The sequence below is a fragment of the Pseudoflavonifractor sp. MSJ-37 genome (genome assembly GCF_018917965.1).
GTDB lineage: Bacteria > Bacillota > Clostridia > Oscillospirales > Oscillospiraceae > Pseudoflavonifractor_A.
Genome location: NZ_JAHLPP010000001.1, coordinates 112,669 through 125,842, shown reverse-complemented (window position 1 = coordinate 125,842; position 13,174 = coordinate 112,669). Strand labels below are relative to the sequence as shown.

Annotated in this window: 11 protein-coding genes; 9 read left to right on the top strand and 2 right to left on the bottom strand. The window is 63.5% G+C overall.

Translation table 11 applies throughout. From position 1 onward, the window contains the following. The first annotated feature begins 3 nt into the window (after positions 1–3). Positions 4–2,826, top strand: a complete 2,823-nt coding sequence (gene uvrA / locus KQI12_RS00605; RefSeq protein WP_216569879.1) for an excinuclease ABC subunit UvrA — start codon at positions 4–6, stop codon at positions 2,824–2,826. Between the two features lie 85 nt (positions 2,827–2,911). On the opposite strand, the gene KQI12_RS00600 is transcribed toward uvrA, so the two are convergent. After that, a complete protein-coding gene (locus KQI12_RS00600) occupies positions 2,912–4,336 on the bottom strand; it encodes a copper amine oxidase N-terminal domain-containing protein (RefSeq protein ID WP_216569878.1) in 1,425 nt (474 codons plus the stop codon). A gap of 265 nt (positions 4,337–4,601) precedes the next feature. On the opposite strand from KQI12_RS00600, the gene KQI12_RS00595 reads away from it, so the two are divergent. The 8 genes from KQI12_RS00595 (at position 4,602) to KQI12_RS00560 (ending at position 11,980) form a co-directional block, all read left to right on the top strand. Beyond that, on the top strand, positions 4,602–5,096 hold the full coding sequence (locus tag KQI12_RS00595; protein ID WP_371817913.1) for a COG2426 family protein: 495 nt from the start codon (positions 4,602–4,604) through the stop codon (positions 5,094–5,096). A gap of 51 nt (positions 5,097–5,147) precedes the next feature. Beyond that, positions 5,148–5,507: a hypothetical protein gene (locus KQI12_RS00590; RefSeq protein WP_216569875.1), complete on the top strand. Its 360-nt coding sequence runs from the start codon at positions 5,148–5,150 to the stop codon at positions 5,505–5,507. Between the two features lie 92 nt (positions 5,508–5,599). Continuing rightward, complete coding sequence (locus tag KQI12_RS00585; RefSeq protein WP_253290749.1) at positions 5,600–7,801, top strand: ATP-dependent RecD-like DNA helicase; 2,202 nt, start codon at positions 5,600–5,602, stop codon at positions 7,799–7,801. A 128-nt stretch (positions 7,802–7,929) separates the two neighbouring features. Further along, positions 7,930–8,106, top strand: a complete 177-nt coding sequence (locus KQI12_RS00580; protein ID WP_216569872.1) for an Arc family DNA-binding protein — start codon at positions 7,930–7,932, stop codon at positions 8,104–8,106. Beyond that, positions 8,103–8,759 (top strand): ComF family protein, encoded by a 657-nt coding sequence (locus KQI12_RS00575; protein ID WP_216569870.1) that lies wholly within the window; start codon positions 8,103–8,105, stop codon positions 8,757–8,759. The genes KQI12_RS00580 and KQI12_RS00575 overlap by 4 nt, the downstream gene beginning before the upstream one ends. A gap of 232 nt (positions 8,760–8,991) precedes the next feature. Continuing rightward, positions 8,992–10,014 (top strand): rod shape-determining protein, encoded by a 1,023-nt coding sequence (locus tag KQI12_RS00570; RefSeq protein WP_216569868.1) that lies wholly within the window; start codon positions 8,992–8,994, stop codon positions 10,012–10,014. An 84-nt stretch (positions 10,015–10,098) separates the two neighbouring features. After that, positions 10,099–11,280 carry an iron-containing alcohol dehydrogenase gene (locus tag KQI12_RS00565; protein WP_216569866.1) on the top strand — a complete coding sequence of 394 codons (1,182 nt, stop codon included), beginning with the start codon at positions 10,099–10,101 and terminating at the stop codon, positions 11,278–11,280. A 94-nt stretch (positions 11,281–11,374) separates the two neighbouring features. After that, positions 11,375–11,980: a prepilin-type N-terminal cleavage/methylation domain-containing protein gene (locus KQI12_RS00560; protein ID WP_216569864.1), complete on the top strand. Its 606-nt coding sequence runs from the start codon at positions 11,375–11,377 to the stop codon at positions 11,978–11,980. Positions 11,981–12,055: 75 nt separating this feature from the next. Here KQI12_RS00560 and KQI12_RS00555 read toward each other — a convergent pair whose 3' ends face one another. Then, positions 12,056–13,147 carry a BMP family protein gene (locus KQI12_RS00555; RefSeq protein WP_216569863.1) on the bottom strand — a complete coding sequence of 364 codons (1,092 nt, stop codon included), beginning with the start codon at positions 13,145–13,147 and terminating at the stop codon, positions 12,056–12,058. Positions 13,148–13,174: the final 27 nt, after the last annotated feature.

The window sequence follows — 13,174 nt, the reverse complement described above, 5'->3', positions numbered from 1 at the left end:
CCTATGCTCGACCATATCTTCGTCAAAGGCGCCCGGGAGAACAATCTGAAGAACATCGATGTGGACATCCCCCGGGACAAGCTGGTGGTCCTCACGGGCCTGTCCGGCTCCGGCAAGTCCTCTCTGGCCTTCGACACCATCTATGCCGAGGGCCAGCGCCGGTATGTGGAGTCCCTGAGCTCCTATGCCCGGATGTTCCTGGGCCAGATGGAAAAGCCCGATGTGGACTACATCGACGGCCTCTCCCCCGCCATCTCCATCGACCAAAAGACCACCTCCAAGAACCCCCGCTCCACCGTGGGCACCGTCACGGAGATCTACGACTATCTCCGCCTCCTCTGGGCCCGGGTGGGCACCCCCCACTGCCCCAAGTGCGGCAAAGAGATCCGCCAGCAGACCATCGACCAGATCATCGACCAGGTCATGGCCCTGCCCGAGGGCACCCGGATCCAGGTCATGGCCCCGGTGGTCCGCGGCAAGAAGGGCACCCATCAGAAGCTGCTGGAGGACGCCCGGAGGTCCGGCTATGTCCGCTGCCGGGTGGACGGCTCTCTCTACGACCTGACCGAGGAGATCGAGCTGGACAAGAACAAGAAGCACTCCATCGAGATCGTGGTGGACCGTCTGGTCATCAAGGCGGACATCAGCCGCCGCCTCACCGACTCCGTAGAGGCCGCCTCCAGTCTGGCCGGCGGCCTGGTGGTGATCGATCTGGTGAAGGAGGACCGTGACATCCTCTTCTCCCAGAACTACGCCTGCGAGGACTGCGGCATCTCCATCGAGGAGCTTTCTCCCCGGATGTTCTCCTTCAACAATCCCTACGGCGCCTGCCCCACCTGCACCGGTCTGGGCTCTCAGCTCAAGGCCGACCCGGACCTGATCATCCCCGATCAAGACCTCTCCATCCTGGACGGGGCCATCACCGCCACCGGCTGGAACAACATCAAGGGGGACGGCATCTCCCGGATGTACTTCGATGCGCTGGCCAAGCAGTACAAGTTCAAGCTCACCACCCCGGTGAAGGACCTGCCTCCCGAGGTGCTGGACGTGATCCTCTACGGCACCAGGGGCGAGAAGCTCAAGCTGACCTACGAGCGGGAAAACGGCAGGGGCACCCTCATGCAGGCCTTCGAGGGCGTGTGCAATAACCTGGAGCGCCGCTATCGGGAGACCCAGTCCGACTCCTCCCGCCGGGAGCTGGAGGAGTGCATGAGCGACCGTCCCTGTCCCGACTGCGGCGGCCGCCGGCTCCGAAAGGAGGCTCTGGCCGTCACCGTGGGCGGCATCGACATCGACGCCTTCTGCCGGAAGTCCGTCACCGATGCTCTGGCCTTCCTGGACCAGCTCACCCTGACGGAACAGCAGATGCGGATCGCCGACCGGATCTTGAAGGAGATCCGGTCCCGGCTGGGCTTCCTGAAGAGCGTGGGCCTCCAGTATCTCACCCTGTCCCGCTCCGCCGCCACCCTCTCCGGCGGCGAGAGCCAGCGGATCCGTCTGGCCACGCAGATCGGTTCGTCCCTCATGGGGGTGCTCTACATCCTGGACGAGCCCTCCATCGGCCTCCATCAGCGGGACAACGATATGCTCCTGGACACCATGAAGCGCCTCCGGGACCTGGGCAACACCCTCCTGGTGGTGGAGCATGACGAGGACACCATGCGGGCCGCCGACTACATCGTGGACATCGGCCCCGGCGCGGGCATCCACGGCGGTCAGGTAGTGGCCGCCGGCACGGCGGAGGAGATCATGGCCACCCCCGGCTCCATCACCGGCGACTACCTGTCCGGCCGGAAGAAGATCCCCGTCCCGGAGCGTCGGCGTCCGGGGAACGGCCACGTCCTTACCATCCGGGGGGCGGCGGAGAACAACCTGCGGGACGTGGACGTGTCCATCCCGCTGGGCACGTTCACCTGCGTCACCGGCGTGTCCGGCTCCGGCAAGTCCAGTCTGGTCAACGAGATCCTCTACAAGCGGCTGGCCGCCGACCTGAACCGGGCCAAGACCCGGGCCGGGAAGCACCGGGGCATCGAGGGCGAGGAGTTCCTGGACAAGGTGATCGCCATCGACCAGTCCCCCATCGGCCGGACGCCCCGCTCCAATCCCGCCACCTACACCGGGCTCTTCAACGACATCCGGGAGCTCTTTGCCTCCACGCAGGACGCCAAGGCCCGGGGCTATGGCCCCGGCCGGTTCTCCTTCAACGTCCGTGGCGGCCGGTGTGAGGCCTGCTCCGGCGACGGTCTGCTCAAGATCGAGATGCACTTCCTGCCGGACATCTATGTCCCCTGTGAGGTCTGCAAGGGCAAGCGCTACAACCGGGAGACTCTCGAGGTCCGCTACAAGGGCAAAAACATCCACGAGGTGCTGGAGATGACGGTGGAGGAGTCTCTCGGCTTTTTCGAGAACCTGCCCAAGCTCTATAACAAGGTCCAGACGCTCTACGAGGTGGGCCTCGGCTATGTGAAGCTGGGCCAGCCCTCCACCACTCTCTCCGGCGGCGAGGCCCAGCGGGTGAAGCTGGCCACGGAGCTGGCCAAGCGCTCCACCGGCTCCACGATCTATATCCTAGACGAGCCCACCACCGGCCTCCACACCGCCGACGTCCACAAGCTGGTGGAGGTCCTCCAGAAGCTGGTGGAGGTGGGCAACACCGTGGTGGTCATCGAGCATAACCTGGACGTGATCAAGACCGCCGACCACATCATCGATCTGGGCCCCGAGGGCGGCGACGGCGGCGGGAGCATCGTCGTGGCCGGCACCCCCGAGGAAGTGGCCGCCTGTCCGGCCTCCTATACCGGGACCTATCTCAAGCGGATGCTGTGAACATAAGGAAGGCCCCCGGATGCGGTTGCATCCGGGGGCCTCGTCTATCGATCTGTCATGTCCCGCGGTCAGGCGCGGGGCGAGATCACTCCAGCTCCTCCACAAATGCGCTGCCCAGATCCACGGTCTTGGCGCCAGCGGGCAGAGTGGTGACAGGGGCGGTCGTGGTGGTGCCCAGATCGGCCTTCAGGTCGATGTCCATGGTCATGCCCGCCATGGCGAACTTCATGGTCATGGTCATCTTGCTGCTGTCCACGGACATCTTCAGCGCAGTGTCCACCTTCTCGCCGTCGGTCTCGCCCTTCATGGTCATGTCCAGCGCCATGCCGGTCACGTCGCTGCCGGTGGTCTTGAGCGTGGTGGTGTAGCTGACCGCCAGACCGTCCTGCGTGCCGCTGACGGTAGAGACATAGTCGCTGCCCTTCTTGGTGAAGGCGGAGTCGCTGAGCATACCGGTGTACAGGGCGGCCATGTCGGACAGCTCCTCATAGGCGCTGTCCTTGTCGCTCAGGGTGATGGCGGACAGCACGCCGGTGAGGGACTCCTTCATATCGGTGCCGGTACTGCTGGAGACGACCTCCATGAGTCCGCTCATATCCACGCCGGAGGAGGCCATCACGGACTCCAGGTCCACCTCGAACCAGATGTCGTCCTCCTCGCCCATCAGGCTGGCCAGAGCGGGGCAGGACAGGTAGAACTTGCCGGTCTCCATGTTCATGCGGAGCTCCATGTCCACGTTCTTCAGGGTCTCCTTCATGGCGTTCAGGAGCGCGGCGGTATCGGCATCCAAATCCGCATCCGTCCCGGCGGCATCCAGGATGCCGGAGAGGTCCAGGCTCAGCTTGATCTGGCCGGCGGTCTGAGAGGAGACAGCGTCGAAGGTGGCGCCGAAGCTCACCTTCACGTCCGCGTCAGCGCCGGAGGCGGCCTTATCCACCGTCATGTCGCCGGTCAGGGTGCCTTTCACCGTCTGGTTCTTGTCGCCCACCTTCTTGACGGAATAGGCGGCATAGTTGTCCATCAGCGTGAACTCCGCGCCATCCAGCAGCTTGTCGGTGTCCACGATGATGACGGTCTTGTCGTCCTGATCCCAGCCCACGTTGCAGCCGAAGGCCTCCGCCGTGAAGCGGACGGGCACATAGGTACGGTTGTTCTTGGCGTAGGCGGCCACATCCATCTTCATGGTGCGGGTCTTGCCGTTCTCGGTGATGGCGGCCTCCTTGGCGCCCAGGACCATCTCCAGCTTGGTGCCGCCCCGGGTGGCGGTGATCAGCTTCTGCGCGGCATCATAGTCCACGGTGGCGCCCATGGCCTCCAGCACGGCCCGCATGGGGAGGAAGGTGCGGTTGGCGCTGACCTCAGGGGCGGCGTCGGTGAAGGGGACGTTCTTGCCGTCCAGCTGGACCGCGATGCCGGCGCTGGGACCGGCGGCGAGAGCAGGGGCGGACAAAGAGGCGGTCAGGGCCAGCGCGGTCCCGAGAGCAGGGATAGCAGATCTGTTGAATTTCATCATCAGTTCCTCCTTGATGTGATCGTGACCGGCTGTGGCCTCAGGCTCAGGATACAAGGCCGTCAGCCGTTCCGATGTTGTTTTTATCATACACCTGTGCTCCCAGTTCCGTAAAGCGATTTAGACATTCTTAATGAAAACTTTTGTTTCGTCCCGCCCTTAAAGCCTGTCTTTCGGAAAACTTTATCACGGCGGCGGTGAAAGTATGGTACAATAGAGGCGATCATACGATCCGCGGAGCATCCGCGGGACAGGAGGCCCTATCTTGGATCTGGATATCTTACAATGGCTCACCGGAGCCCGGGGCGGCGAATTCGTGTTCACCATGCTGGTGTCCATGCTGCCGGTGATCGAGCTCCGGGGGGGCATCCCCTTCGGCGTGGCCCTTGGGCTGGGACACTGGTCCGCCTTCTTCGCCAGTGTGCTGGGGAACCTGCTCCCCCTTCCCTTCATCGTGGTCTACATCCGGCGGATCTTCCAGTGGATGCGCCGCCATATGCCCCGCCTCAACGTCACAGTGGACAAGTTGGAGCGGAAGGCCCACCTCAAGGGCCGGAAGATGAGCCGGTATCAGTATCTCGGCCTGCTGATCTTCGTGGCCCTCCCTCTCCCCGGCACTGGAGGATGGACCGGCGCTCTGGCCGCCGCCTTTTTGGAGATGCCCCTGCGGAAGGCCCTCCCCGCCCTCACCGGCGGCGTGGTCACCGCCGGTTTTCTGGTGACCTTCCTCACCTATGTGGTGAAGAGCGCCCTCATCTGAGCCGTTCCCCTCCCCTCCCCCGGCGCATAGGATGGTCCGGAGGTGAACGTGATGGGAACGGTATCTCAGGCAGTCTTGGCGCTTCTGGCCGCGGCGGGCCTGCTGGCGGCGGCATGGCTCTGCTTCGGGCGGCTCCTTCTGCCCACGCGGACAGGGGCGGACGGCGGCATCTGGACGGTGCTCCCCGCCCACGGCGAGGGAGCACGGCTGGAGCAGGATCTCCGGGCCCTGTGCTGGCTGAGGGACAGCGGCGTCCTCCGCACAGGCATCGTCATCGCCGACACTGGACTCAGCCCTGCCGGACGCAGACGGGCTCTGGCCCTCATGGGCCGCTGGGGCGGGATCGTCCTCTGCCCGGTGTCCAGGCTGGGATCATACCTGGCCGGAGCCGCCAAGATCGACAACGAATAGTATATTTCATGCACGATAATACGATATATCGTCAGTTTCCCCCTGTTTCGACTGACGGACGAAAGGTGAGCCCATTGGAACAGACAGAAGCATTGAACCAGATCGACGGCACGGTGGAGACCGTCGTCTATCAAAATGAGGAAAACGGCTACACCGTCCTGCGGGTGGACGCCGGGGAGCAGGGTGGCATCACCGTGGTGGGCTGTATGCCCGCCATCGCTCCCGGCGAGAGCATCTCGGTCCAGGGGAAATGGATGCGCCACGCCTCCTATGGCGAGCAGTTCAAAGCCGAGATCATCCAGCGCCGGATGCCCGCCGGGACCAAGGCCATCTATGAATACCTGGCCTCCGGCGCGGTCCGGGGCATCGGCGCCGCCACGGCCCGCCGGATGGTGGACCTCTTCGGCGAGGACGCCCTCAACGTACTGGAGGAGACGCCGGAGCGCCTCACCGAGATCAAGGGCATCACCCGGAAGCGGGCCCTCTCCATGGGTGAGGCCTTCCGTCTCCAGATGGGGATGCGGCGGATGCTGGATTTCCTGGGGGCCCACGGGGTGGCCCTCCAGCTGGCCATGCCCCTCTACCGCCGGTACGGGGACCGGGCGCTGGAGGTGGTCCAGAACGACCCCTATCTGCTGGTGGATGAGGAACTGGGCGTGGACTTCGGCGTGGCCGATCAGCTGGCCCTGGACATCGGCGTGGACACAGAGGACCCCCAGCGGATCGAGGCGGCCCTCCTCTTCGAGCTGTCCCACAACCTGATGAACGGCCACACCTTCCTCCCCCGGCGGAAGCTCCTCCAGGCCACCGCCCAGCTCATCGATCTGGCCCCGGAGACGCTGGAGGACGGGCTGGAGGCCCTGCTGGAGCGGGGCGACGTGGTCCAGGAGGCCGTGGCCGGCGAGACCGCCTGCTATCTCTCCGACCTCCAGGAGGCGGAGGAGTACGTCTCCGCCCGGATGACCGAGATGTCCTGGCAGGAGCTCCGCCCGCCGGAGGACCTGGACCAGATCATCGACCGGATCCAGCGGGAGCAGGGCATCACCTACGCGCCCCAACAGCGGGAGGCCGTGGCCCTGGCGGCGGAGCGGCAGGTCATGCTCCTCACCGGCGGACCGGGCACGGGCAAGACCACCTCCCTCCGGGGTGTGCTGGCCCTCTTCGACGCGCTGGGACTGGAGACCGCCCTAGCCGCCCCCACCGGCCGGGCCGCCAAGCGGCTGGGGGACCTGTGCGGCATGGAGGCCGCCACGATCCACCGTCTGTTGGAGACCCAGTTCGACCCGGGCACCGGCCGCCTGGTCTTTGCCCACGACGAGAGCGACCCCCTCAAGGCCGACGCCGTGATCGTGGACGAGACCTCCATGGTGGACATCAGCCTCATGCGGGCCCTCCTCTCCGCCCTGCGGAGCGACTGCCGCCTGATCCTGGTGGGCGACCCGGACCAGCTCCCCTCGGTGGGGCCAGGCAACCTGTTCTCCGACCTGATTCGGAGTGGGGCCATCCCCATGGTCCGTCTCACCGAGATCTTTCGGCAGGCTGCCCAGAGCGCCATCGTCATGAACGCCCACAGTGTGGACGAGGGCCGTCTCCCCGACCTGCGGAACAAGAGCTCCGACTTCTTCTTCCTCCGGCGGAAGGATCCGGCCCGGCTGGCCGACACCATCGTGGAGCTGATCGCCAAACGTCTGCCCAACAATATGGGCATCCCGCCGGAGCAGATCCAGGTCCTCTCCCCCACCCGCAAGACCGTGGCGGGCACTGCCTCTCTGAATCGTGCGGTCCAGGAGGCTCTGAACCCGCCCGCCGCCGGAAAGGGCGAGCGCCGTTTCGGGGAATACATCTTCCGGGAAGGCGACCGGGTCATGCAGATCCGCAACAACTACGATCTGATGTGGAAGGACCGGGAGTCCCTCACCTCCGGCATGGGGGTGTTCAACGGGGACATCGGCCACATCCAGTCGGTGGACGAGCGTAATGAGATCGTCACCGTGGACTTCGAGGGCCGCATCGTCCAGTACAGTTCCGATATGCTCAGCGAACTGGAGCCCGCCTATGCCATCACCGTCCACAAGGCCCAGGGCAGCGAGTACCGGGCCGTGATCCTGGCGGTGAGCAAAGGGGCCCCCATGCTCCTGACCCGCGGGGTGCTCTACACCGCGATCACCCGGGCCCGGGAACTGCTGATCCTGGTGGGCGACGAGGAGGCCGTGGCCCAGATGACCGCCAACGACCGCCAGCAGCGCCGCTACTCCGGCCTCCGCTGGCGTCTGGCACAGAACGCCGGGGGATGAGTGGGCCGCGGTCCCTCTGCTCTCTCCTCAAATAAGTTGCCGTAACATTGCACTAACTTAGGACTCATATCCAGTCTAGCGAGATATGCTCTATCCATCAAGACGATGGAAACGGAGCGTATCATGCCATGGAAGACAAGACCCACCTGAGCATCCGCATGGACCGGGAACTGCACGACAAATTCCAGTCAGTGGCCTCTTACGAGGGCCGCTCCATGAGCGGCCAGATCCTCTACCTGATCGCCCGCTGTGTGCGGGACTTCGAGAAGGAGCACGGCCCCATCTCTCCCGAGGACCTGGAGTGAGCCGGGGGCTGGAGGTCCTGCTGGACCTGCTCTTCCCGCCCCGGTGTGTGTTCTGCTCCTCCCTGCTGGAGGATGGGGAACAGGGCATCTGTGCCCACTGCCGCCGTGCCCTGCCCTATCTCCGGGGCGAGGCCGCCCGGCAGAGCTGTGAGGGCATCTCGCTGGCGGTCTCCCCCCTGCGATATGAGGGCGAGGTCCGGGAGTCCATCCGCCGATACAAATTCCACGGCCGGAGGTGGTACGCCGAGACCTATGGGCTCCTGACGGCGGAGTGGATCCGAGCCCATCTGGAGGGCCGCTGGGACCTGCTGACCTGGGTGCCCCTCTCCCCCAAACGAAAGCGCCAGCGGGGCTATGATCAGGCGTGGCTCCTGGCCTCTGCCGCCGGGCGTCATCTGGAGCAGACGCCCGTGGAGGTCCTGTGCAAGGCGAAGCACAACCCCGCCCAGTCCGGACTCACCGAAGCGGCGGACCGGCGGAAGAACGTCAGCGGCGTCTACCGCTGTGCCGCCCCGGAGCTGGTCCGGGACCGCCGGATCCTGCTCATGGACGATGTGATCACCACCGGCTCCACCCTGTCCGAGTGCGCCCGGGTCCTCCGGGAGGCCGGGGCCGCTGACGTGGTCTGCGCCACATTGGCCCGCGCCCGGTGAAATGGTGCGGCAGATGGCAGTAAATTCATGAAAAGTTATGAAATATCCTGTTGAAATATAGGACCGATCTCTTTATAATGTGGGGAGAGATTTCGAGCGCACCGGTCCCCGGTGCGCCTGTGACGGTTTTGTCCACCCACGATAGGACTGGAAACACTGTGGATAGGTGAGTCAGACGATGAGTTTTTGGGCAAAATTGAAAGAAAAGTTGAAAAGACTTCGAGGTGTAGGTATGTTCAGCAAAGATATCGGCATCGACTTGGGCACCGCGTCCATCTTGGTGTATGTGGCCGGGAAAGGCGTCGTCCTGCGGGAGCCCTCTGTGGTGGCCCTCCACAAGGACACCGGCAAGCTCCTGAAGGTGGGCACTGAGGCTCAGCAGATGCTGGGCAAGACCCCCGGCAATATCGTGGCGCTCCGTCCCCTGCGGGAGGGCGTCATCTCCGACTATGACATGACCGAGCGGATGCTCAAGGAGTTCATCCGCAAGGTGACTTCCTTCCGGCTCTTCAAGCCCCGCATCGTGATCTGTGTCCCCTCCGGCATCACGGAGGTGGAAGAGCGCGCCGTGATCGACGCCGGCATCCAGGCCGGCGCCCGGAAGGTGTATCTGATCGAAGAGCCCGTGGCCGCCGCCATCGGCGCCGGGATCGACATCACCCGTCCCGACGGTCACATGATCGTGGACATCGGCGGCGGCACCGCCGACATCGCTGTCATCTCCCTGAGCGGCATCGTGGAGTCCACCTCCATCAAGATCGCCGGCGACCAGTTCGACGAGGCTATCGTGAAATACATCCGCCGCAAGCATAACGTGCTGATCGGCGAGCGCACCGCTGAGGAGCTGAAGATGCAGATCGGCTGTGTGTTCCCCCGCCCCGAAGAGCAGTCTGTGGAGATCAAGGGCCGCTGTCTGATGACCGGCCTGCCCCGGGTGTTCTCCGTCACCTCCAGCGAGATGATCGAGGCGTTCGAAGAGCCCGCCACCCGCATCCTGGAGGCGATCCACGGCGTCCTGGAGCGCACCCCGCCGGAGCTGGTGGCTGACATCGCCACCAACGGCATCGTCATGACCGGCGGCGGCAGCCTGCTGTGGGGCTTCGACAAGCTGATCGAATCCCACACTGGCATCGAGACCCATGTGGCAGATGACGCCATCTCCTGTGTGGCCTACGGCACCGGCAAGAGTCTGGAGACCATCGGCGATATGCAGGACGGTACCATCAACCTCTCCCGCCGGAAGCAGATGAACTGATCCATCCCATGGGCGCCGTGTCTCCATACGGCGTCCATATCTGTTTTTTAGACCGATCGTTGAGACATAAGGAGGAATCGTGACATGAAGGATTTCGAGTATTACACCCCCACCCGAGTCCACTTCGGCAAGGGCGCGGTGGATCAGATCGGCGCGCTGCTCCGGGAGCAGGGCGCCCACAAGGTCCTCATCCACTACGGCGGACAGAGCGCCCGCCGCTCCGGTCTGCTGGACCGGGTGGAGGCCTCGGTGGAGCAGGCCGGCCTCGCGTTCGTCTCTCTGGGCGGCGTGGTCCCCAACCCCCGCCTGTCCAAGGTCCGGGAGGGCATCGATCTCGCCCGGAAGGAAGGCGTAGACTTCATCCTGGCCGTGGGCGGCGGCAGTGTCATCGACTCCTCCAAGGCCATCGGCTACGGTATCCCCTATGACGGCGACGTGTGGGACTTCTATGCCGGCAAGGCCAAGCCTCAGGTGGTCTGCCCTGTGGGCGCGGTCCTGACTCTGGCCGCCGCCGGCAGTGAGATGAGCAACTCCTCCGTCATCTCCGACGAGGAGCACGGTCTCAAGTGGGGCCTGAACAACGACATCTGCCGGTGCCGCTTCGCGGTGATGGACCCGGAGCTCACCTATACCCTGCCCCCCTTCCAGACCGCCTGCGGCGTGGCGGACATCCTGATGCACACCATGGAGCGCTACTTCACCCGGGAGCCCGGCACGGCCCTCACCGATGAGTTGGCCGAGGGCCTCATGCGCACGGTGATCGCCAGCGGTCGGAAGGCTCTCCAGGTCCCCGATGACTACGACGCCCGGGCCCAGATCATGTGGGCGGGCAGTCTGTCCCACAACGGCCTCACCGGGTGCGGCACGGTGGGCGACTGGTCCACCCATCGGCTGGAGCACGAGCTGAGCGCCCTGTTCGACGTAGCCCATGGCGCCGGCCTCACCGCCCTGTGGGGCAGTTGGGCCCGGTACGTCTATCAGGAAGAGCCCGCCCGCTTCGCCCAGTTCGCCGTGAACGTGCTGGGCTGTCCCAACGACTTCCGTGATCCCGCCAAGACCGCTCTGCTGGGCATCGAGGCCATGGAGCGCTTCTACCGGGAGATTGGTATGCCCACCTCTATCCGTGAGCTGATCGGCCGGAGCCTCTCCGCCGAGGATCTGGACACACTGGCCGACAAGTGTCAGGCCCGGAATCCCGATCTCGGCAACTTCAAGAAGCTCGACCGCGACGATATGCGGGCCATCTATCAGATGGCGGAGGGCTGAGCCCTCCGGCGGTCGGAACAGAAGGAGGAGCGGGGCGGACGATGCCTCGCTCCTTTTGACCCCTATATTCCAAAGGCCAAGGAGGGCTATCCATTTGAAAAAACTGAAAGAAAGATGCGCCTTCACGCTGGTGGAGCTGATCGTGGTGCTGGTGATCCTGGCGATCCTGGCCGCTCTGCTGATCCCCGCCCTGACCGGGTACATCGACAAGGCAAAGAAAAAGCAGGTCATCGCTGAGACGAGGATGCTGCATGAGGCGATACAGACGGAGATGGTCGAATGGTACGGGACCGATACATGGCCGAAGCTTATCGGAGCATCGAGCTTGCAAGCTGTTGCCCAAAAAAACAGCTCTGATCATGTTTTGTCCGATCGATATGATACGATCGTCAAACTGTCCGAGGTACCAAGTCTCCAAGACGGGAGCGGATCGTTCATCGCCTATGTCGGAGATGACGGCAAGGTTTGGAGCATCCTGTATCGTGATGGGAAAGGGCATTTCGGACTTTATTTCGGTGAAACTCAGGAATATCTCGCTTTTGATGAGTCCGAAGTACCTAACTATGCTTATTATCTGCAAATCGATGGTATCAGATATACGAATCATTTGCAGCCTTATACCGATCCCGATGGTAATACGCAGTATGACCTCAATATGCTGCTCCAAAAAGATTTGATCCTTGCAACGATAAAAGGATGAAAAGATCCCCGGCGTAGCCTTTGCTCCGCCGGGGATCTTTTCACTTATTCATATTTTCCGATCTGCCGCTTCCGGTCAGTTGACCTTGATGGAGTCAGGCACCGTAGCGATGGCGGCATCCACGTCGATCTCCTTGTTGGCCAGCTGCTGGTACACGGACTCGACCTGCGCCTTGGCCTCGTCGGTCATATTGGCATCCCAAACCTTCTCATTGGTGGTGTAGAACACGCATCCGGTGTCACAGCCCATGGGGTAGAACTGACCATTGAAGGATCCGTCCACCACATAGCCGACCACGGCATCCATGGCCTTGCCGATGGCGTTACAGGCGCTCATCAGGACGGTGTCGGGAGCCAGCTCAGAAGCATCGGCGATGGCGGGGATGGCCAGAACGCCATTTTCCTTACAAGCCTCCAGGGCACCCAGTCCGGCGGCATCCGCATCGTAGAAGATGACGTCGGCGCCCTTGTCGATCATAGCCTGCGCGACTTCCTTACACTTGGCGGCGTCAAAGTCATCACCGGTCATGTTCGTCAGGACCTTGATGTCGGGATTCGTGGCGATCGCGCCAGCAGAGAAAGCGTTTACGGCGCCCACGATCGAGACCAGAGAAGAGCCTCCGATCGCACCCACGGTGCCGGTCTTGGACGCCAGCGCCGCACCAACGCCGCCCACATAGCCCATCTCAGTGGGCAGGGTGTTCAGAGAAGCCACATTGGGCTCCGCATAGCGGTCGGTGCTGGTGACGACGAAAGCCACATCGGGGAACTCGGCGCCCACGATCTCGGCGGCATCGAAGAACTCACTGCCGTGGCCGAAGATCACATTATAACCGGCGGAGGCCAAGCTGCGGAACGCTTCCTCGTAGCTGGCCACAGTCACGTTCTCCATGTACTTAGTCTCACAGCCATAGTCCTCTTCGATGGCCTGCAGCCCCATATAAGCGGAGGTAGACCATCCCTGGTCGTTGATGCTGCCGGGCAGGACCAGACCGACCTTCAAGTCTTCTTTGGCGATCTGGATGCCGCTGCTGGCCGCAGGAGCGCCGCTGTTGGCGGGGGCATCGCTGGCGGAAGGGGTGCCGCCGTTGGAGCCGGAGCTGCCGCAGCCGGCCAGCATGCTCACAGACATGCTAGTTGCAAGAGCAAGAGCCAAAAACTTTTTCATATGGATCCTCCTTTATTTCCCTCGTAT